This is a genomic window from Clostridium sp. JNZ J1-5 (assembly GCF_053901425.1).
This window is the reverse complement of the sequence record NZ_CM132773.1, coordinates 1,269,221-1,291,041: the sequence shown is the minus strand read 5'-3', so window position 1 is coordinate 1,291,041 and position 21,821 is coordinate 1,269,221. Positions and strand designations below refer to the sequence as shown.

Sequence of the window (21,821 nt, the reverse complement as noted above, 5' to 3'; positions counted from 1 at the left end):
AATTGGTGTAAGATGAAAAGAAAATTTGTAGCTGCTGTGTTAATAGGAGTTATGGGAATATCAGCTTTATTTACAGGTTGTGATTCAAAATCTGCTGTGATTCCAGAAGATATTATTTCTAAGGCTACTAGCATAAATGAGAATTCAACAAGCTATTATGGAGAAGCAAAGATAGAAACATATGAAAATGAAAAAATAATCTATAGTGCTAATCTAAAAGAATGGTATAAACCTAAAAACAAAAAAAGAGTTGAAATTAAATCAGATAATGATGGTGAAACTATAATGACTTCCGATGGTAGTAAAATGCTCATATATATGAAAAAATTAAATAAGGCAATGGTAAGTGATAAGATTAATGATGAAGAAGGATTTTTCGATAAAAGTCCTAAAAAAGCAGCAATGGATGAATTAGGCCGTATAAATAAAACTCACAGTGTTGAAATTAAAGGAGAAGAGAATGTAAATGGAAGAAAAGCCTATCATCTATATGCAAAGCCAAAAAGTAAAGACTCTATAATAGGAGAAGTAAACTATTGGATAGACAAAGATACTTGGTTTATCGTAAAAACTAGTGTAATTACTGGGAATAGTAAAACTACTACTGAATATACAAAACTTGATTTTAAAGCAGATATAAGTGATGATATATTCAATCAAAGCATTCCTAAAGATGTTAAGATAGAGAATATAGATGAAAGTATGAAGCCTGAGAAAATTACTTTAGAAAAAGCTTCTAAAGAGCTTGGTACAAAAGTTTTATATTACAATAATAGTGATTATAAATTATCAAGAGTTGAGACTCTAAAGAATAACCCCGAAATAGGAGATGATTTTAATCAAATATACATTAGTGATAATGGAGCTGAAATATTTACTTTAACAATGAAAAAAGTTGTACAATTAAGCAAAGATGATGGAGATTTTAAACTTCCAGGTGAAAAAAAGATAACCATTAGGGGTAAAGAAGGTTCAGCCATAGAAGAAAAAGCATTTAAATCAGTACATTGGGTGGAAGATGGGCTAAACTATTCTATATTTACAACATCTCCTAATTTCTCACTTGAACAATGCAAAGGTATTGCAGAAAAACTAATCTATTTAAAATAATATAAAATAAAGCTTGAGTGCTAGGTTAAAATTACTTAGCACTCAAACTTTATTTTAGGTAAACTTAGTTTATTTAGCATGTATGGTATTAAAAATTTTAACCTATACCGTTATAAATTATTCCCAGTATCAACACTAAAACTGCTGAAATTATAAAAATATAGGACATAGGTTTAAAACCTTTGCCTAAAGGTTTTTTTGCACCTTTATTTATATCTATTAATGCCTTATCAAATCCATATATAGATATAAAAGTTATGGATGCTACAATGGAACCTATAGGAGCAAGATATATAGTTACAAAATCTGCCCATTTTCCGAATTTGTCCATGTCTAGATCTAGAGGTAACCCTATTAAAAATGCAACAACTGCTATAATTAAAACTGCAGCAATTCTTTTTACATTAAATTTGCTTATAAAAGCTTCAACTGGAGCCTCTAACATATTTATAGCAGAAGATATTGCAGCAAATATAGTACTTAAGAAGAATAAAATACCAAAAATATAACCTAGAGGCATAGCTTTAAATATATGCGGCATGGTTATAAATAATAATGAAGGACCTGATGTAGGATCTAGTCCAAAAGCAAAAACAGCAGGCATTATAATGAAAGCTGCAAGCAATCCAGAAATAGTATCAAAAATAGCTACATTTAACGCAGCAGAAGGAATATCTTCTGAATCTTTTAAATAGCTTCCATAGACAACCATACCTGCACCATTTAATGAAACGCTAAAGAACGCTTGTCCTAGTGCCATAATCCAAGTAATTGGCTTAAGTAAGTATGACCAATCAGGCAATAATAAATATTTTAATCCTCCTGCAGCGCCAGGAAGAGTAACAGATCTTACAAGCAAAATTGTAAATATAATAAAAAGCAAAGGCATAATAATCTTATTAGTTTGTTCTATTCCTTTAGTAACTCCTAAAAGTACAATTATTACAGTTATAACTAAAGCTAATAGATGCCAGAAAATACTTGCTTGTGTACCTGCAAAGGTATCAAAATATTTTGGAATATCACCAGTATATATATCACCTTTAACTGATAAAAAGAAGTATCTTAAAACCCATCCAGCAACTACAGAATAAAATATAAGAGTACATGCTACTGCTGATGTAGGTATAATACTTAATATTTTTCCAAAAGGTTTCTTATTTTCTTTAAATACATCTTGTATTCCTTTTAAAGAACCACATCTTCTAGACCTTCCAAAGCTAAACTCTATTATAAGACCAGTAGCTCCTAATATAAATACACATATAAAATAAGGTATAAGAAAGGCAGCTCCGCCGTATTGTCCCAATCTCCAAGGAAACATCCAGATATTACCCAAACCAATTGATGAACCAAGACATGCTAATATAAATCCAAGTTTCCCTGAGAAAGTCTCTCTATCTTTCATTTTTTACCCTCCCCTGTATTTTAAAATGCCCTATGTAATTATGACACAATATTTATGAAAAGGTAAGCCTTAATTAAAAATATAGTGATAATTAAATCTATATTAATATGAATTTATATAATACATTTATAAAATTATGTAGAGCATAAGCCATTATTGGATAATAAAATATTTTATAGAAAAATTATGTATAAAAGAGGAAATTAGCCTAAAATGTAGAATAATAATAAATATAATAATTATGTAAGTTGAAAATGCATTAATATAAGTAATAAATGTAAATAAATTTACTTTTGTGTAGTATTTTTGTAGCAACTTAGTGTTAATTGTGAAAGGACAATAGAAGTATGTTAAAACTAACTTTAATTGAATTTTTTTTAAGGCTTATCCCTGAAATGATGATTTTTATGTGGGGAATATATGTAATTTCTAGACAAGAGATTAAAGCTAAAAATTATATATTTTCTAGTATAACATTAGCTTTAACAACTTTCTTTGTAAGAGAACTTCCTATACATTATGGTGTACATACTATAGTTAATAATGTTTTAACAGTTTGTATACTTATTGTTATAGGTATACCAATATTGAAGTCTATATATAGTACTATTATTATGACTCTAATACTTTGGGGCAGTGAAATTGCTAATTTGTTTATACTTAATATATTAGGAATAAATATAAAAAGTGAACTTACTAATTTTACAATGAAATGTATATTAGGTTTTCCATCATTAATATTTATGAGTTTATCAATTTTTCTACTGAAATTATTTTTTAAAAAAGAAAGAAGGTTTAAAAATTGTATCTAACTGAAAAGATAGCTATTAATATAGGAATTAAGTCAAGAACAACTTTGAATATTGATGAAACTCGTGAAAAAGTAGTGGTATATGGTGCTATGAGCTTACTTCAGATAATATGGGGAGTAACTTGGACTTCTGGAATTAGTTTAATTTTTGGAGTTTTTTATGAGGCTATTTTGTTTTCACTTATAGTAAGTATTTTAAGAAAATATTCAGGAGGTGTACATGCATCTTCACCAAGCAGATGTGTCGCTATAGGAACATTTATTGCTACTGGATTTGGATTATTAATAGATAAATTTTTATGTAGTATTAATATATTTATTGTTGGAATATTTGGGGTTATATGTATGTTAGTATCACTGATAATAGTTATCAAAAAATCACCTGTAGATAGTATTAAGAAGCCAATTAATAACATTGAATTAAAACAGCGATTTAAGTCCTGTTCAATAATAATAGTGTTCATATATTTAATAACTATCATAGCTATATTATGGTTATACAAATTAAATTCTAATTTATGGTACATAAAAGCCGTAGAATGTATAAGTTTAGGCTCATTATGGCAATCTATTACGCTTACGGATAATGGAGCAAAGATCCTTAATAAACTTGACGCTGTTTTAAAATATATTTTTGAGAGGAGGTAAATTAATATGAAAGGAAGAATGAGGAAATTATTTACTGTTCTTATGACAAGTATCTGCACAATTATGGCTTTATCAGTTTCAGCATCAGCATGTATATGGGGCTATTATCAACCAGAAGAACCAGATTGCTTAAGAAAGTAATAGTTGATTAATATAAGTGAAATGAAAAAATTATCTATTGCATAGAAAGTAGTGAAGTGTTATTAAGAAATTTATACTTTCTATGCATATGATTTTTTAGTTGTTTTATTTATTATATTTGGAGGTTTACAGATGAAAAGAGCTAGTGAGGCAAGTGAAAATAATATTGCTATAATGATATCTATTGTAAAAATTGCAATAATATTATTCACTGAAATTGCTATATACAAGAATTTGCCAAACTATTGGAAGTTTTTAAATGAGATAGATGGAACGTTTAGTTTAAACTCTATGACTTTATTGTTATGTGCTACTGCGTTAATCTATATTGTATGGTTTGCATTTAATAAAATAACTTTACAAACTTCTAATTATAAGCTTCTTAGCTGGATTGAAATTCTGTTTTTTATTGTATTTCTCTCTGCTGCTATGTATTTTTCTAATTCTTATCAAAGCGAAGTGAAGTATATATTTTTACTTTTGATAATAATAACAGTTATTCAAGGCGGATTACGGTATGGCATGATTACAACACTAATCTCATCTTTTATAATACTAGGATTTGACTTTATATATGCACCTACTATTAATGGTATTAATAAAAATTTCGAAGGGGATTTAATCATTGTAGGAATATACGTATTTGTTACCTGGGTGCTTGGATATTATGTAGATATTGAAAAAGAATATAAAAAGAGAACAGAAGAGAAACTTTATATATTAAGCAATGAATTAGAAGCAAGTGATAAGAGCAGACATTCAATTGAAGAAATGCTCTTAAAAAATAATATTTGTTTTGAAATGCTATTTGAAAATTCGGAGAACGCTCTTATTGTGCATAAGGATGGAAAGATTATTTATGCTAATGAAAGTACTGCAAGACTTTTGGGGTACGATGATCCATTGAAGCTAAATGAGGCGTTGTTATATAAATATTACCCTAAAGATTGTAAAGGGTTAATAGAAAATAAGTATACAAATATATGCAATAATAAATTATCGAAAGTTATAGAAGAGGAGAATATATTAGATTGTTTCGGCAATTCTATTGCAGTGCGAAATACTTCCTCTTTTTTTATATATGAAGGTAAACCAGCAGTATTAACATTTTTGCTTAATATTACTTCTGAAAAAGAGATAGAGGCATTAAAAAAAGATGTAGAAAATAATGAGAGATTATTAAGCGAAACTAGGGAATATAATGCGCTTATTACAGAGTTTTTCACTAATATATCTCATGAAATAAAAACACCTATTAATGTAATTTATGTTGCTATTCAAACTATGGATATATATGTAGATAAATGTAGTGGAAGCAACGTTGATAAATGTAAATCTTATTTAAAAATGATGAAACAGAATTGTTTTAGACTTATGCGATTAGTTAATAATCTTTTAGATATAACTAGGTTAGATTCTGGATTTTTAAAGCTTAATTCTGAAAATAACAATATAGTTAGCGTAGTTGAAGATATAACACTTTCAGTAGCCAATTATATAGAAAGCAAGGATATTGAATTAATATTTGATACTAATGTTGAGGAAAAAATAATGGCTTTTGACCATGATAAAATTGAAAGAATAATTTTAAATTTACTTTCAAATGCTTTCAAATATACCTATTCAGGCGGAAAAATATGTGTTACATTAGAGGACAAGGGTGAAAGTGTAACTATATCTGTGAAAGACGAAGGCGAAGGGATTCCTGAAGATAAGCAAGAGTCAATTTTCGAGAGATTTGAACAGGCGAATCGATCTTTGTCAAGACAAAATGAAGGTTCAGGTATAGGATTGTATCTTGTAAAATCTTTCGTTGAAATGCATGGCGGCAATATAAAGGTTATTAGCAGCGAAGGTGAAGGTAGTGAATTTATAATTAGCTTGCCAGCAGTTATAGTAGAAAATGAAGAGAATAAAATAAATGCTATATATGAAAGTAAAATAGAAAGAATAAATATAGAGTTTTCTGATATTTATTCTATACAAAATTATAAATAAATATTTAGGCTAAATTTTTTTGCGAAAATTTATATAAGCGAGGTACTAAAATTGATAAAAAAGAAGAATATAATAATAGATACAGATCCAGGTATAGATGATGCTGTAGCATTAGTTATAGCTATGTGCCATGAAGAAATTGACCTAAAGCTTATTACAACAGTAGCTGGAAATGTGTCGGCAGATAAAACTACAAAAAATGCACTAAAGCTTGTAGAATTCTTAGATAAAAATATTCCTGTAGCTAAGGGGGCTGTAAAACCGCTTATAAGAGAATTAGAAGATGCTAGTGATATTCATGGGAATTCAGGGCTTGATGGATATGATTTTTATGAGCCTAAAAGAAATATAGAATCTAAGCATGCGGTAGAGGAAATGAGGGATATAATATTAAATAGTGAAGAACCAATTACACTTGTACCTATAGCACCTCTTACTAATATTGCATTATTACTTTCCCTTTACCCAGAGTGTAAAAATAATATAGAGAAAATAGTCTTAATGGGGGGATCTGCATCAGGAGGAAATCATACGCCAGCAGCAGAATTTAATATTTTTGTAGATCCAGAAGCTGCAAAGATAGTTTTTAAATCAGAGATAGATATTGTAATGTGTGGACTAGACGTCACTAATAAAGCAGTTTTAACTTCAGAGGATGTAGAAGAGATAAAGAGTTTAAATAAGACAGGAAATATGCTATATTCATTATTTCAACATTATAGAAGTGGAGATTTAAAAACAGGATTAAAAATGCATGATTCATGCGCTATTGCGTACCTACTTAGACCAGATTTATTTAAAACAAAATCATGTTACGTAGATGTAGAAACTTCAGGAAGCTATACAGCTGGCTTTACAGTAGTAGATTTTAATGGATATTATGGCAAGAAAATTAATGCTAATATTTGTATAGATATAGATGTAGAAAAGTTCCGGATGTGGATAATAGATGCTTTAAAAAGGGCAATATAAAAATTATGTTATGTTAATATTGTATAAATAACCCCTTGACTTAAGGGGTTATTTATACAGTAAGTATTAAACACTATTGAAAAATAGTTACAAATTTTATTGCGTATATATCTGCTAGCAATAGATCATCTGTATCAACTGGCTGTATAATAACATAACTAATTCCTACTTCCATTAAAGTACCTATTCTATCAGTTAACATATTTGTACCAATTAAAAATTCAATACGCACTCTTTTGCCAATTTGAGTTTTTAAATAACCTTGGGTATATGATGTATCTTTTTCTACTGGTGCTCCAGGTTCATATTCAAAAGTTGGTCCTCCTGTAGATGTAGGAGGAAATCCTGTAGGCGTAGGTGGAGTTACAGATTGAGGAACTTGAACTTGCTCTAAAGGTGTAGTAGGTTGTGGTTGAAATGGAGTATATTGCATTGGGGGATATGGTAATGCCTGTGGAGTTGGCCATGCAGCCATTGGCATTTGGCCATAGGCTGGGTTTTGTACCATGGGCATTTGCCTAAAATCAAAATCTAACCAATCTTCCATTAAAAAATAGCCTCCTTGTTAATTAATAAATAATATAATTAAATAATTATAAACTAAGTTTGAGCATACAATTCTGTAGGATTGTAGAAACAGTGGTCTCCTACTCTAACTTGAAAACTTCCTGTTCCATTTCGTGGGAAAGTATATGGGCATGTAGGTATAAAGGGATTAAAGTACCATAATGAATAACCTATAGTAAATAATCTATTTCCGGATAATGCCCAATCTGCAATGTCATAGTGTGTTTGATCAGGAGGATTTGCCCAAATTGTTTGTGGATTAGCTGCTCCCGCAAGGGTAGAACGTACACAGTCAAATTGGCCTTCCTGGTAGATTACTTTTCTAATGTCACCTTGACCAATCCTTTGATATTCTCCATAAGGGACTCTAACTCTATTCATAATAACGGTAGCAACAGCTTTCATGCCGTTATCTCCTTCTCCGCCAGCTTCACATTTAATAATTCTTGCTAATAATTCTCTACTGGAATAAGCCAAGCATCTTCACCTCGTTAAATTTGCTTACACTATAATTTATTCATTAAAATGTAAAAGGTACGTAATTTTTAAAATTTGTATTAATATATTTTAATATATATAATAATTTACTGGTATGTTTTGATTTTTATGATAAAATGTTTTATGTAGTACATTATGGAGTGGAGGTAGACTTATGAAATCTAAAAACTTTTTTAAAGAGTGGATTGTGCCTGTTGTTGCTGCAGTGTTCATTGCAGTTTTAATTAATAAATTTCTATTTTTTCAGGTATCAGTACCTACAAAATCTATGTATCCTACAATTAAACCTAAAGATAGAATTATTGTAACCAGAACATATAATAAAGAAAAGTTGAAGACAGGAGATATAGTTGTATTTTATTCAGATGAACTTAAAGAGACTTTGATTAAAAGACTTATAGGGCTTCCAGGAGATACTGTAAAAATAGATGAAAATAGAGATGTATATGTAAATGGCAAAAAAATTGATCAGCCATACGTGGTTTATAATGGTGGAAAAGGTGGAGAATTTAAAGTTCCAGAAGGAAAGTATTTCTTTTTAGGTGATAATAGAGAGAATTCTTGGGATAGTAGGTATTGGCAGCAAAGCTACATAGATAAAAGTGATATAAAAGGAAAAGCACGATTTGTAGTATTTCCTTTTAATAGATTTGGAAAATTTGTATACGGAGAAGAAGCAGTTAAATAGAAAAAGGTGTTAAGTATAGACTACTTAACACCTTTTTCTAAAGCAATTATTGCGGCTCCAAGAGCACCAATAATTTCGGGTTCATCAGGAATAATAATTGTCTCCCCTAATCTTTTTTCTATAGCATTTACAACACCTATGTTTTTAGCAACTCCTCCAGTCATCATATATTTGCCTTGTTTTTTCACTCTATCTAGAAGAGATATAGTTCTACTTGCAATAGAATTGCAAAGTCCATGAATTATATCTGATTTTTCTTTGTTATCTGCAATTAGTGAAATTACTTCTGATTCGGCAAATACACTACACATACTTGTAATTGCTATATTTTCTTTCCATCCTAAAGAAAGTGGACCCATATGGTCTATTGAAATTTCAAGGGTTTTAGCCATCATTTCTAAGAATCTACCTGTGCCGGCAGCACATTTGTCATTCATTGAAAAATCTATTACATCTCCAGCGCTATCAAGTCTAATCACCTTGCTATCTTGACCGCCAATATCTATTATAGTGTTTATATCAGGATTAACAAAGTTAGCTCCTTTAGCATGACATGTTATTTCTGTTACACTTTCATTAGCAAAAGAAATGTTAGTTCTTCCATAGCCAGTAGATACTATAAAAGATATATCACTAGGTATAAGATTGGCATTTTTTAATGCAGTATTAAATGCATTTTCTACTCCTATTGAGCTTTTAGAGCCTGTCCTAACCACGGAATAAGATAGTATATTTTTATCTTTATCAATTATTACTGCGTTAGTAGAAGTAGAGCCACTGTCTATTCCCATAAATATGAGTTTATCACTGGATTTTTCCACAGGTGTAGAGTTTTTTTCTTGGAGACCTGTGGATAATTTAGGCTTTAAAGATTCTATAAAGGCTTCTATTCTTGTCTTCATCTGTCCCTCACTTTGTTCAGTATAATCTGTTTCTATTTTTAACATGGGAATGTTGATATTATTTTTTAATTTGGCATATTCGTAAGAGTAAAAATCACAAAATTTTATTGTATGATATATAATACCATGAAACTTATCTTTATTTTCATATAAGAGTTCTTTTCTTTTTTCTAAATCAGCCATCCTAAGGCAGGGAAAATACTCAATAGTAGATTTAGCATACCATAGCAAGGGATCTTCATTTTCTTGAAGCTTATCATAGTATAAATTATCACCTGTACAAGTATAGTTATAGGCTACTTTAGCATCACAATTTTCTATAAGGCTAATTAAGGAAGGTTTACATCTAGCCCCTAGCAAGACTAAATTTACTTTATTATTTTCATAAGCATAGCTTGAATGGATATTATCTAAAGATCTGGCTATTTGGCTAAATCTATTAATGTCAAAACGTATATGTTTATAGCTTTCATAGTGCTCAATCAACTTTAGAATTTCATTTTTAAATAAGTTAATTGAACAGCAAGTATTTTTTCTAGGGAGGTCTACTAGATGTAAAAATTTAAGTCTGCCTTTTAAACTTAATACATCATATAATCTTCTTATACTGTCGCAGCAATTAATTAAAACAAGTTCTTCAATATTATTATTTAAGCAGTATTCTAAAATGGACTTTCCATAAGAACATATATTAGGATGCATTAATGCATCAGATTTGTCAAAGTTATATATCGAGGGATCAATTCTTTTAGTTTCTTCACCAAAACATTCTAGCACATGAGTGGGAGTGTATTTACATACATAGTATATCATTATATAACCTTCTTTCTGTCAAGAGATTCTACTATTTCTAAAAATGCTTCCAGCCTTGTTTTTATTTGTCCATTTCCCATATTTCGTCTATCAATACCATCACCATCTATAGAGAGAAAAGGTATATTGTTTTTAGCAAGAGCTTCTTTTAAAAGCATGGTTCCTCCACTGGATTGTTTGCATCCCCAATGGCAAAAGTTTATAATGGCATCTGCATTTAAATTTTTACTCATAGTAACGATATTTTTTATTTTATTTTTAAAGCTTCCATTATACTGATTTAAAATTAATTTTCTTGCTAAAGAGTCATAGGGACTATTAAAATCAAGCTCTTCCATATAATTAAAATTTAAATCGCAAGCAAGGAGTTGGTTATTTTCATTAAGATTAAAGTATTCCTTTAGGGATTCATGGTAAAAAGGAAGGAGATGAATCCATAAGAATCTTTTGCCCTTAGATTCAGGAAACCTTTCTATATCTCTATATTGCATTTTATAAAAATTATAGGTTTCAATTCTACCCATAGCTACATGAGATAGAAAAACCTTGTACATCTCAAAGGTAAGGGTATTAGGAAAATATTTTTTTGATAGACTTTTAAAAAATTTTTTATTATAATTTATAGATTCATTTTCAATTTTTAGTACAGACTTTAATTTATCCTCATCAAGTTTTTTATTAGTTGAATCTTCAATCATGGATACCATTTCTTTTAATTGATTACTTACATATTTCTTAGCGTCATTACTATATTCATATGGTATATCTAAAATATACAAAGGAATATTATATTTATCTGAGGTATAATTAAAAGTATTTATATTTGCATCACATATCATGGAGGTAGTTACTGCGAATTTTGGTTTAGGAATAAGGTTAGAGTCAATTGCACCTAAGAAAGTTTTATGATAAGAGCATAAGGTTTCGGATAAGCCACAATTAGAAGCATAATCTATAAAATAGTCTTCACAATTAAATCCAGACAAAAAAGAAGAAAAGGCTTCTATAAACAATGGGTATATACCCATTGCATGAAGAATTTCAGCAGGGGCAAATAGGTTAACTAAGGCTGATGAATTTGGATGTATAAGAGGTTCTAATATGTATTTTATGCATATTTTATTCAGATATTGTAATGATGGTGGGAGAGATTTGTCTGGAAAGACTGAAAGTCTGAAGTTTTCAAGATTTAGGCCTAATTTAATCAAATTTAAAGATTTTTGTGGTTTATTCATAGAATTTTTTATAATATTTCCATAGAGCTTTATAGCATTCAATTTAAACACTTCCTTTTAAATAAAAAACGCCATACATGGATGTGGGAGGGAAATACGAGATTTCTGTTCCATGTATGACTTGTTGTTTACTAATTAAAATTTTTCATTTTCTTACTCTTACTTTATATTGTATTATTAGTTGGTTTCAAAGTCAATAAAAGGATTGGCATATTTTAAATTATTGTGAAAAATATTTAAATTTTAATTATCTGATGAAATATCTGATATAATTTTCATTAGAATATAATTCCTTGTAGAGTATTCATATTAAATGTATAATAGCTATGTTATAGATTTAATTGTGAAATAATATGCTCTAAATTATATACTTATTGAAAGTCAAGGTGAAGTTATGTCAATAATATTAGGTAGTTATTTAAAGTAAAAAATTTTATATTAATATATATGAAACTAATATAGCATAAATTACTTTGTTTACAAATTAGTTATAGGAGGACATAAAATGTTTAAAAATAAAAAGTTTAGGTACTTAATGTATTATGTAACGGTAGTTACCATGCTGCTCCTTATATTAAATTCACTGCTTAGAAGTGTAAAAACAGAGCATATAAAATATAGTGAATTTGAGCAGATGATAGCCCAAAAGACTATAAAAGAAGTACAAATAACTGATAATCAAATAGTTATAGTACCAAAGAACGAAAAGGGTGTAAACCAAAAAATAAAATATACTACAAATATTGAAAAAGGTAATATGAGACCTCTTATAGATAAATTAAAAGAATCTAATATTGAATATGATGGTCCGATTAGTAACAATGATCCAATAAAAAAGTTTTTTATTGAGTGGATACTTCCTATTATAATTTTTATGCTTATAGGTAGAATTATATTTGGAAGTATGGAAAAAAGAATGGGAAGCGGAGTTATGTCTTTTGGCAAAAATAATGCTAAAATTTATGCTGAAAACGAGACGGGAAAAACATTTGAGGATGTAGCAGGTCAGGATGAAGCAAAGGAATCCTTGGCTGAAATAGTAGATTTCTTGCATAATCCAGATAAATATACTGCTATTGGAGCAAAGCTTCCTAAAGGAGCTCTTCTTGTAGGCCCTCCCGGAACAGGAAAGACATTGCTGGCTAAGGCAGTAGCAGGAGAGGCAAAGGTTCCATTTTTCTCATTATCAGGTTCAAGTTTTGTAGAAATGTTTGTGGGAATGGGAGCTGCAAGAGTAAGAGACTTGTTTAAGCAAGCAGAGGAAAAAGCCCCATGTATAGTATTTATTGATGAGATTGATGCTATAGGAAAGAGTAGAGATAATGGTATAGGTGGAGGAAATGACGAAAGAGAGCAGACATTAAATCAACTTTTAGCTGAAATGGATGGCTTTGACTCTTCTAAGGGTGTAGTAATTTTAGCTGCAACCAATAGACCAGAGGTATTAGACAAAGCACTTTTAAGACCAGGTAGATTTGATAGAAGAGTTATAGTGGACACTCCTGACTTAAAAGGAAGAGAAGCAATACTAAAGGTACACGCTAAAGAAGTAAAAATATCTGAGGATGTTATTCTTGAAGATATAGCAAAGTCTACTCCGGGAGCTGTAGGTGCAGATCTTGCGAATATTGTAAATGAAGCTGCCCTTCTTGCAGTTAAGAAAGGAAGGACTAGTGTTATACAGGAAGATTTAGAAGAGGCTGTGGAAATAATAATTGCAGGAAAAGAGAAAAAGGACAGAATAATGTCCGATAAGGAAAAAAGAACAGTTGCATTCCATGAAGTTGGCCATGCGCTGGTAGCTGCACTATTAAAACACACTGATCCAGTACACAAGATTACTATAATTCCAAGAACTCTAGGGGCACTTGGTTATACTATGCAGTTACCAGAGGAAGAAAAGTATTTGGTAAGTAAAGAAGAGATGATGGATCAAATAGCAGTAATGCTTGGAGGAAGATCTGCAGAGGAGATAGAGTTTAATTCTATTTCCACTGGTGCATCAAATGATATAGAAAAAGCAACTCAAACAGCAAGAAATATGGTTACTATCTATGGTATGACTGAAAGATTTGATATGATGGCACTAGAATCAGTTTCTAATAGATATTTAGACGGAAGGCCAGTTAGAAATTGTAGTGCTGAAACAGCTGCTATTATTGATGAAGAAACTTTAAATATCATAAAACAGTCTCATGAAAAGGCTAAAGAAATATTAAGAAATAATAGAGAACTTTTAATAGCTATTTCAGAAAGACTTATAGAAAAAGAAACTCTTACAGGAGAAGAATTTATGGGTATCATTAAAGAATTTAATGATAAAGAGAATATAGTAGAAGAAATAGCAGAAAATAAAGAACAAAGTGAAATTACAAATTCGAATAATTAGAATAAGATGATATGTAGTGATGCTTAATAGTAGGATGTAAATACATTATATTATTAAGCATTATATTTCCTTAAATATTTTAGAAAAGGAATGATTTATATGGAGAATAGAGAACTAGAAAACGAAATCGAAAAAGAGTTAGAATTAGAAAAAGAAAAAATTAAGTTAGAAGAAACTATTAAAATAATAAAAGATGAGATTAGAAATTATATAGATAAAAGGACAAACTTAACTCAAAATTTACTTGAAACTAGAAAGAAAACCATAGAAGAGTATAGAGATGATGAGGATAAACTAATAGAGTATTTTGATCACGAGAGATTTGTAAGTGAAGAGGCATTTAAGGCCATAGATAGAAAGCTGAGAGAGTATGCTATACTTCAAACTACTCCTTATTTCGGAAGAGTGGATTTTAATGAAAAAGGTTGCCAGGAAAAAGAATCTATTTATATAGGAAGATTTGGAGTTACTCCTGAAGATGTTTTTGAACCAATTGTTGTGGATTGGAGGGCACCTATTGCATCTCTTTTTTATGCAGGTAAGTTAGGAGAAGCTAGTTACGATGCTCCAATGGGAAAAGTAGATGCTAATATATTAGGAAAGAGACAATTTATAATAAAAAGAGAACAGCTTTTAGGTATGTTTGATTCAGAACTAGATGTAAAGGATGAAATACTCCAAATGGTTTTGAGCAAAAATACGGGAGAAAAGCTTAAAGATATAATAATGACTATACAGGCTGAACAAGACAACATTATCAGGCAGCTAAGAGAAAAGACCATAGTAGTTGATGGAATAGCAGGTAGTGGAAAAACTACAATAGCTCTTCATAGAGTTGCCTATCTTTTATACAACTATAGAAAGCTTCTGCAGGATAAGGTTTTAATATTAGGACCTAATAAAATATTTATGGAATATATATCTACGGTTCTTCCGAGCCTTGGAGAAATAGGGGTAAGACAGCAGACTTTTGTGGATTTTGCCTTAGATATCCTAGAATTAAGAGATATTATGGATTTTAGGGAATACATGGAGAAAGTGATAAATAAAGATAAAGAATTTATTGATGAAATTCTCTTTAAAACATCAGTATGTTACATTAAGGAATTAGATAAATTTATAGATACCTTAAACAATAAATATTTTAAAGCAGAAGATTTATATCTAGGAGACTTAAAGATAGTTCCTAAAGAAGCTATAGAAGAACTATTTAATTATTATAGTAGCATGCCTTTATTTAGAAGGAGTGCAAAGATAAAGAGAATTCTATTCGCAAAAATCAAAGATGCAAGAGATGAGAAGGTTAGAAAGATAGAAAAGTGGTATAAAGATACTATTTCCAGCCTAAGTGAAGAACAAAGAAATATTCAAGAAAGTGATTTAAGGTTTAAAAGAAAACTTAAAATTAGAGAGGTTATTGAAAAGGTTATAGAAGCTAAGGATTCTTTAGATTGGATGAACAATGAAAGCTGTATAGAAATCTATAATGGACTAAATAGAAACAGAAGACTTACTATAGATGATTTAGCTCCTATTTTGTATTTAAAGATAAAACTAGAAGGTTTAAAGATACAAGAAGAAATTAGACATGTAGTTATTGATGAAGCTCAGGATTATAGTCTGCTTCAATTCATAGTGATTAAAGAGCTTACTAAGTGTAAAGGCTATACTATTGTAGGTGATAGAAATCAAAGAATGATACCAATAGAAGGCACTTCTCCAATGATGGAATTAGAAAACATATTTGATAATCTAGAATATTTTGCTTTAAACAAGAGTTATAGATCTACTAGAGAAATTATGGAGTATGCTAATAAGTATTTAAAAGAAGAAAAAATAATTCCTATTGTTAGAAGTGGAAAAGAAGTTATAGAAAAGAACTTCTCAAATTATGAAGCCTTAGTAGAAGAAATTCATGATAACCTGCAGAACCTAGTTAAAGAAGGGTTTGAAAGCATAGCAATAGTGTGTAAAAATCTTGAGGAGACAGAGAGGATAGCTTCATTAATCAAGGATAGAATAAAGATAAAAATCATAGATAGAGAAGATATTATCTATAATAAAGGGGAAGTAGCTTTGCCGTCTTACTTTGCTAAGGGGTTAGAATTTGACGCTGTTATAGTAGTTAACTCAGGAGAGAATACTGAAGAGGATAAAATGGCTTATGTAATGGCAACTAGAGCACTGCATGAATTATACGTATATAACATAGCGAAATAAAAAAGAGGCTAAGTATTTAATGCTTAGCTTCTAATTTTTAATAAGAAGGTTGCAAACACAACTAAATTCAGATATAATATAGTTGCACATGCAATCGTATTTGAGGAGGCCTAAGAATGAATATAAATAATAACTCCATAGGAAAATGGATATCAACTTTATATAGAATTTCTCAGAGTTATATAAACAAGGAGCTTAAAAGTTATAACATTGGAAGTGGTCAATATATTTTTTTAATAAATCTATATAAAAAAGATGGAATTAGCCAAGAGGAATTAGCTAATAAATTAAGTATAGATAAAGGAACTACTGCAAGGGCTATAAGCAAACTAGAGGAACAAGGCTATATAAGAAGAGAAAGAGATACAAAAGATAAAAGAGCCTATAAGGTATATGTTACAGATAGAGCATTAGAAATAAAACCTAAGATTATTGAAGTTCTAACTTCCTGGAATCACATTATTGCATCCGATTTTACAGACGAAAATATGAGAATGACATTAGAGCTTCTTCAAAAAATGTCTAGCAACGCATGTAAATATTTTAAAGAAAACAAATAGTAATATAAGATGGAGGGTTTATGGATAGATCAAAAGAATTAGGACAAGAGAAAATAGGAAAACTTTTAATTAAATTTTTTGTTCCAGCAATAATAGGAACATTAGTAAACGCACTTTATAACATTGTTGATAGAATATATATTGGTAGAGGAGTTGGATCTCTAGCCTTAGCAGGATTAAGTATTACCTTTCCTATTATGGTTATGACTTCGGGATTTGGTATGCTTATGGGAATGGGTGGAGGAGTATTAACTTCTATAAACTTAGGAAAAAAAGATAAGAATAGGGCAGAAAAGATTTTAGGAAATACTTTTGTACTATTATGTATAACTTCATTTATAGTCAGTATTTTAGCTTTTTTAATAAAAGGGCCTATATTAAGATCCTTTGGTGCAAGCAATAACACAATGGCCTATGCAGATGACTATTTATCTATAATATTGCTTGGTACTATATTTCAAAATATAGGATTTGGAATGAATAATCTTATACGTTCAGAAGGAAATCCAACCGTTGCAATGCGCACAATGTTAATTGGAGCATTTTTAAATATAATTTTAGATCCGATATTTATTTTTGTATTTCATATGGGAGTTAAAGGAGCAGCACTTGCTACTATTATTTCTCAATTTGCAAATACAATTTGGGTATTAGCACATTTTAGAGGAAAAAATAGTGTGTTAAAATTAAGAAGAGAGAATTTCAAAATTGAAGGGGAAATATTAAGAGGAATTATATCTATAGGTATGGCTCCCTTCGTAATGCAAGTAGCCGGAAGTTTTGTTAATATTATATTTAATAAACAGTTAATGACCTATGGAGGAGATTTAGCAGTTGGAGCTATGGGCATAATAAATAGTATAAGTATGCTTATTATAATGTCTATGATATCTGTAAATCAGGCATCACAGCCTATAATTGGGTATAACTACGGAGCAAAAGAATATGGAAGGGTTAAAGAAACTCTTAAATTAGCTATACTAGGTTCTATTAGTATAGGAATTTTAGGATTTATAGCAGTAGAAGCATTTCCGCAAGCTTTGATAGGTATATTTAATAAGACTGACAATGAATTGCTCAATGTTGGAGTTAGTGGAATAAGGATATTTTTATGTATGCTTCCTATTATAGGTTTTCAAATAGTAGGTTCTAACTTTTTTCAGGCTATAGGAAAAGCTAAAGTATCTATGATATTATCATTACTTAGACAAGTGATAGTACTAATTCCTCTTCTTATAATTCTTCCGAAAGTATTCCATATAAATGGAGTTTGGATGGCAGCCCCGTTAGCAGATATAACTGCATTTATAATTACTGCTATATGGCTGTACAAAGGAGTTAAGGGATTAGATAGAGAAATTAAAAATGATATAAAAGAATATGAAATAGTTAGTTAAATAAAATAAATAATTCTAGATATATAGATATAAGAAAACTAATAAAAACCTGCATAGTCTTATGCGGGTTTTTATTAGTTTTTTAATTATATAGTGTATATATCCGTTTAAATTTCAGATTAAGTACTATAAATTATTTTTATATTCATTTTCGTACTTTAAAAGTTTTGTTATAATTTGATTAAATGTACCTTCCACTTTATCAAAATCCATATTAGGAATATAGCATTTTTCAAGTTCATCGTGAAGTGATTTAGCTCCAGAAATGATTTTTAATCCTTTATTTAGTAGTGAGTAGAAAATTTCTTTATTTACCTGAATTTCATCAGAACTTTTATCAAGTATTCTTTTATTTAAAAAATCATCCATTTGAATTTGATTTCCTACAAAATTTTTCTGATTTATTTCATTAGAGGTTAGTATTGCTATATTTAATGTTGGTATTATTATGTGCTCTAATCTCTCGGGTATTAATGGGTCATGATATGCTTCAACATATAAACCGCGTTTAAGAGATTCTTCTAATATATAATTTAATACATTAGTTTTACCAGTGCCTGGGTTTCCATTTAATACATATACTCTCTTATAATTTGCTGCTATAGAGTCTATATAAGTCACTATTCCATTAGGAGTAAAGGCAGTAGCAAATAAGTGTCTATCAGTGCCTGTAGAAGATACGGATATATTGGAAAGTATTTCATTTTTGAAGTCTTCTTTAAAAAGATTTAATTTAGAATTATTAAGAGCTTCTGAATTATAGGAACTCCAATCATCATGTATGGTTTTAGCAGCACCAATATATCTATAAGCTCTCTTAAATGTCTTTCCAACTTGTTTATTTATAGTCATTATTGTATTTCTAGAGGTTTTAAAACCATTTTCATTCCAACAACTTCCTAAATTTAATATTTCATCTACTGCACCTGGATTTACTGGATCAACTATATGAGGAGCAGTTCCGTCAAGGAGTGCTACGTTTAGTCCTTTTATTACTATTGCATCTAAAGAATTGTTATCAGAAGAACAATGATGGTACTCTATATCATATCCTTTTTCATTAAAGTATTGTCCTACTCTTTTCATAAGGGAAGATTTTCCTGTTCCGGGACCGCCCTTTATACAAATAATCCTTCTTGCTATTTCTTGTGGAAGTATATACCTGTAAAAGGAATAGAATCCTTTGGAAGTATTTCCACCTGGGAAGTAATGTCTAAATTCACCCTTCATTAAATCACACTCCTAATTATATATCTTATATATTATATTAATAAATTTATAAATATTGATAAAATTTATAAATTTATAAATTTATAAATTTATAAATTTATAAAAGGAGTATAATATAAAAACCAAAAGAACTAAGAGAGTGTTAATCCTTTTGGTTTAAAGTTTACATAATAAATTTTTTTATGTTTTCATCTAAAGAGTTTGAAAGAGAAGATAAATTTTCAGCTAGGCTAACAACCTGTTGGAATCCTGCAGATTGTTCTTCTGTAGAAGCACTAACTTCTTCAGTAGTAGCTGAAATTTGTTCAGATATACTTAAAGTACTAGATATATCACTTATTACATTGTTCTTATGAAGGTTTATTTGTTCTAGAGAATAGGTTACCTTATCAACACAGTCTTGTAAGGATTTTAGATCTTTTAATATACTCTCAAAGCTTGAACTTGTTATGTTAACGCTATCTCCAGTTAGATCGTTTAGATGCTTACTATTCTTAATTCCTTCTACTACTATATTTGTATTCTGCTGCATTACACGTAAAACTTCATCTATTTCAGAAGCAAAAGAAGCAGATTCTTCAGCTAGTTTTCTAACTTCTTCAGCAACTACTGCAAAGCCACGGCCGGCTTCACCTGCTCGAGCTGCTTCTATGCTAGCATTTAGTGCTAGTAGATTAGTCTGTTCTGTAATACTCTTTATGCTATTAGTAATATCCATTATCCTCTTAGAACTCTTATCAAGATCATCTACTTCATCTAACAATTTACTATTAGCTTCAGAGTTTAGATTATAGTTTTTCTTTAAATCATTTATGCTGACAATACCATTTCCAGCAGCTTTACTTACTTTATCAGAAGCTTCATTCATGTTTTTACTATTAAGAAGAGAGGTATCTACTTCTTTTCCAAGAGAAAGTATTGCATCTGTACTGTTTTGTAAGCTTGAACATTGCTCAGAAGTATCTTTAGCTATAGTTTGTACAGCTGTTGCCACTTCTTCTGAAGCTGAACTAGATTCTTCAGTAATAGCTACCAAATTTTCAGAAGACTCTTTAAGGTGTATAGATGAATTTTCAATGCTTTTAAGTAAAGAATTGATGTCAATAATCATTTTATTTAATGATTTTGCTACTACTTGAAGTTCTTCTATATCTTTTTTATTAGTTTCAATGTTATGGGAAAAGTCTCCGCCGCTTATCTTTTCTATAATGGTAACTATATTTTTTATAGATTTTGAAATCTGATTTCCAAATAAATTTCCCATAAGTACAGCTATTGCCAAGAAAATAAAACTTGCAAAGATTATAGTATTTCTTGTTTTTGATAGCATCCCCTTTAACTCACTTAGAGGTATGAAGGAAGCCATTTTCCAACCAGTTGCAGGATTTTCCACTGTATAAGATATATATTTACTTCCATGTATATCTACTATAGAATTTTTACCTAAATCTTTTATAGCGTTGTTAATCCAAGGTTCTTCTTTAGAAGTTTTTCCTAATAAATCCTTATTATTAATAGCTATAATTCTATTATTAGAGTCTATAATGGCAGTATAACCGGCATTTCCTAATTTTATATTAGAAACTACATCAGCAAGATATGAAAGAGTTATATCTGTGCCTACAACTCCAACAGCTTGACCATTAGCATCTTTTACAGTTTCTGCTACAGTAATAACATATCTACCCTTTTGATTTGAGTCTTCATAAGGTGAGGTTATAATAGCCTTACCTGGATTTTTCATAGCGTCTTTGAACCAAGGTCTTGTTCTTGGATCAAACCCTTCAGGAATTTTGTCTACTGTTGCATATTGATGACCCATTATATTTCCAAAATAGGTTGTTATTATATCTTTATGAGTATTTCTGAAATTATACATGAAATTCATCATTTCTGCTTCTAAGGATGGATTTGAAGAAACCCCTTTTATGTAATTACTATTACTTAGCATATTTACTGCTTCCACGTTGTACTTGATGGTATCACTTACTATTGAAGATACGTGGTTAGAGGAATACTGCATCATTTTATAAAAGTCGCTTTCTGCTGTGCTTTTATGTATGTAGTAATTAAACAAAGAAATAAAAACTATTGGAATAACTGCAGAGATACATAATAATAAAGATAATTTTTCTTTTATAGTTCTTTTGAAAACCACCACAAATTCCCTCCTTTGTAAATCCAATATTAATACAGACGGATGTATTAATATTGGATTTTAGTTTAGGTAATGA

General features: G+C 29.6%; 18 protein-coding genes. 11 read left to right on the top strand and 7 right to left on the bottom strand.

Annotation, left to right across the window (positions count from 1 at the left end; all coding sequences use genetic code 11):
• Positions 1-12: 12 nt before the first annotated feature.
• Positions 13-1,110, top strand: coding sequence for a LolA family protein (locus ACWW38_RS06100; RefSeq protein ID WP_456259913.1), 1,098 nt, complete (start codon positions 13-15; stop codon positions 1,108-1,110).
• Between the two features lie 97 nt (positions 1,111-1,207).
• On the opposite strand, the gene ACWW38_RS06095 is transcribed toward ACWW38_RS06100, so the two are convergent.
• The gene (locus tag ACWW38_RS06095; RefSeq protein ID WP_456259912.1) at positions 1,208-2,518 is read right to left on the bottom strand and encodes a sodium-dependent transporter; all 1,311 of its coding nucleotides are present in this window, start codon (positions 2,516-2,518) and stop codon (positions 1,208-1,210) included.
• A gap of 347 nt (positions 2,519-2,865) precedes the next feature.
• Between ACWW38_RS06095 and ACWW38_RS06090 the strand changes: the two genes are divergently transcribed.
• The 5 genes from ACWW38_RS06090 (at position 2,866) to rihC (ending at position 7,088) form a co-directional block, all read left to right on the top strand.
• Positions 2,866-3,330: a hypothetical protein gene (locus ACWW38_RS06090; RefSeq protein ID WP_456259911.1), complete on the top strand. Its 465-nt coding sequence runs from the start codon at positions 2,866-2,868 to the stop codon at positions 3,328-3,330.
• Positions 3,321-3,977 (top strand): accessory gene regulator ArgB-like protein, encoded by a 657-nt coding sequence (locus ACWW38_RS06085; RefSeq protein ID WP_456259910.1) that lies wholly within the window; start codon positions 3,321-3,323, stop codon positions 3,975-3,977. The genes ACWW38_RS06090 and ACWW38_RS06085 overlap by 10 nt, the downstream gene beginning before the upstream one ends.
• 6 nt (positions 3,978-3,983) lie before the next feature.
• Positions 3,984-4,118, top strand: a complete 135-nt coding sequence (locus tag ACWW38_RS06080) for a cyclic lactone autoinducer peptide (protein WP_456259909.1) — start codon at positions 3,984-3,986, stop codon at positions 4,116-4,118.
• A gap of 132 nt (positions 4,119-4,250) precedes the next feature.
• Positions 4,251-6,116, top strand: a complete 1,866-nt coding sequence (locus tag ACWW38_RS06075) for an ATP-binding protein (protein ID WP_456259908.1) — start codon at positions 4,251-4,253, stop codon at positions 6,114-6,116.
• A 51-nt stretch (positions 6,117-6,167) separates the two neighbouring features.
• Complete coding sequence (gene rihC / locus ACWW38_RS06070; protein ID WP_456259907.1) at positions 6,168-7,088, top strand: ribonucleoside hydrolase RihC; 921 nt, start codon at positions 6,168-6,170, stop codon at positions 7,086-7,088.
• 73 nt (positions 7,089-7,161) lie between these two features.
• Here rihC and ACWW38_RS06065 read toward each other — a convergent pair whose 3' ends face one another.
• The gene (locus ACWW38_RS06065; RefSeq protein WP_456259906.1) at positions 7,162-7,635 is read right to left on the bottom strand and encodes a hypothetical protein; all 474 of its coding nucleotides are present in this window, start codon (positions 7,633-7,635) and stop codon (positions 7,162-7,164) included.
• A 53-nt stretch (positions 7,636-7,688) separates the two neighbouring features.
• On the bottom strand, positions 7,689-8,132 hold the full coding sequence (locus tag ACWW38_RS06060; RefSeq protein WP_456259905.1) for a cell wall hydrolase: 444 nt from the start codon (positions 8,130-8,132) through the stop codon (positions 7,689-7,691).
• Between the two features lie 175 nt (positions 8,133-8,307).
• Here ACWW38_RS06060 and lepB point away from each other — a divergent pair, with 175 nt between their 5' ends.
• Entirely contained in the window at positions 8,308-8,841 is a 534-nt protein-coding gene (gene lepB / locus ACWW38_RS06055; protein WP_456259904.1) for a signal peptidase I, read from the top strand.
• A 20-nt stretch (positions 8,842-8,861) separates the two neighbouring features.
• Here the strand turns inward: lepB and ACWW38_RS06050 are convergent, their stop codons facing one another.
• Positions 8,862-10,556, bottom strand: a complete 1,695-nt coding sequence (locus ACWW38_RS06050; protein ID WP_456259903.1) for an acyl-CoA dehydratase activase — start codon at positions 10,554-10,556, stop codon at positions 8,862-8,864.
• Complete coding sequence (locus ACWW38_RS06045) at positions 10,556-11,833, bottom strand: 2-hydroxyacyl-CoA dehydratase subunit D (RefSeq protein ID WP_456259902.1); 1,278 nt, start codon at positions 11,831-11,833, stop codon at positions 10,556-10,558. The genes ACWW38_RS06050 and ACWW38_RS06045 overlap by 1 nt, the downstream gene beginning before the upstream one ends.
• Positions 11,834-12,296: 463 nt before the next feature.
• On the opposite strand from ACWW38_RS06045, the gene ftsH reads away from it, so the two are divergent.
• The 4 genes from ftsH (at position 12,297) to ACWW38_RS06025 (ending at position 18,357) form a co-directional block, all read left to right on the top strand.
• Positions 12,297-14,180, top strand: coding sequence for an ATP-dependent zinc metalloprotease FtsH (gene ftsH, locus ACWW38_RS06040; protein ID WP_456259901.1), 1,884 nt, complete (start codon positions 12,297-12,299; stop codon positions 14,178-14,180).
• Positions 14,181-14,279: 99 nt separating this feature from the next.
• On the top strand, positions 14,280-16,400 hold the full coding sequence (locus tag ACWW38_RS06035; RefSeq protein ID WP_456259900.1) for a HelD family protein: 2,121 nt from the start codon (positions 14,280-14,282) through the stop codon (positions 16,398-16,400).
• Between the two features lie 116 nt (positions 16,401-16,516).
• Positions 16,517-16,960, top strand: a complete 444-nt coding sequence (locus tag ACWW38_RS06030; RefSeq protein WP_456259899.1) for a MarR family winged helix-turn-helix transcriptional regulator — start codon at positions 16,517-16,519, stop codon at positions 16,958-16,960.
• A 20-nt stretch (positions 16,961-16,980) separates the two neighbouring features.
• Positions 16,981-18,357, top strand: coding sequence for an MATE family efflux transporter (locus ACWW38_RS06025; RefSeq protein WP_456259898.1), 1,377 nt, complete (start codon positions 16,981-16,983; stop codon positions 18,355-18,357).
• Between the two features lie 126 nt (positions 18,358-18,483).
• Here ACWW38_RS06025 and ACWW38_RS06020 read toward each other — a convergent pair whose 3' ends face one another.
• On the bottom strand, positions 18,484-19,587 hold the full coding sequence (locus ACWW38_RS06020) for a PRK06851 family protein (RefSeq protein ID WP_456259897.1): 1,104 nt from the start codon (positions 19,585-19,587) through the stop codon (positions 18,484-18,486).
• 163 nt (positions 19,588-19,750) lie between these two features.
• Complete coding sequence (locus ACWW38_RS06015; protein WP_456259896.1) at positions 19,751-21,748, bottom strand: methyl-accepting chemotaxis protein; 1,998 nt, start codon at positions 21,746-21,748, stop codon at positions 19,751-19,753.
• Positions 21,749-21,821: the final 73 nt, after the last annotated feature.

Excerpts from the sequence above, each read along its gene's own strand:
- lepB (WP_456259904.1), top strand. The coding sequence starts at position 8,308 with ATGAAATCTAAAAACTTTTTTAAAGAGTGGATTGTGCCTGTTGTTGCT.
- ACWW38_RS06020 (WP_456259897.1), bottom strand. The coding sequence starts at position 19,587 with ATGAAGGGTGAATTTAGACATTACTTCCCAGGTGGAAATACTTCCAAA.
- ACWW38_RS06095 (WP_456259912.1), bottom strand. The coding sequence starts at position 2,518 with ATGAAAGATAGAGAGACTTTCTCAGGGAAACTTGGATTTATATTAGCA.
- ACWW38_RS06090 (WP_456259911.1), top strand. The coding sequence starts at position 2,866 with ATGTTAAAACTAACTTTAATTGAATTTTTTTTAAGGCTTATCCCTGAA.
- ACWW38_RS06065 (WP_456259906.1), bottom strand. The coding sequence starts at position 7,635 with ATGGAAGATTGGTTAGATTTTGATTTTAGGCAAATGCCCATGGTACAA.
- ACWW38_RS06100 (WP_456259913.1), top strand. The coding sequence starts at position 13 with ATGAAAAGAAAATTTGTAGCTGCTGTGTTAATAGGAGTTATGGGAATA.
- ACWW38_RS06030 (WP_456259899.1), top strand. The coding sequence starts at position 16,517 with ATGAATATAAATAATAACTCCATAGGAAAATGGATATCAACTTTATAT.
- ACWW38_RS06075 (WP_456259908.1), top strand. The coding sequence starts at position 4,251 with ATGAAAAGAGCTAGTGAGGCAAGTGAAAATAATATTGCTATAATGATA.
- ACWW38_RS06025 (WP_456259898.1), top strand. The coding sequence starts at position 16,981 with ATGGATAGATCAAAAGAATTAGGACAAGAGAAAATAGGAAAACTTTTA.
- ACWW38_RS06050 (WP_456259903.1), bottom strand. The coding sequence starts at position 10,556 with ATGATATACTATGTATGTAAATACACTCCCACTCATGTGCTAGAATGT.
- ACWW38_RS06035 (WP_456259900.1), top strand. The coding sequence starts at position 14,280 with ATGGAGAATAGAGAACTAGAAAACGAAATCGAAAAAGAGTTAGAATTA.
- ftsH (WP_456259901.1), top strand. The coding sequence starts at position 12,297 with ATGTTTAAAAATAAAAAGTTTAGGTACTTAATGTATTATGTAACGGTA.
- ACWW38_RS06080 (WP_456259909.1), top strand. The coding sequence starts at position 3,984 with ATGAAAGGAAGAATGAGGAAATTATTTACTGTTCTTATGACAAGTATC.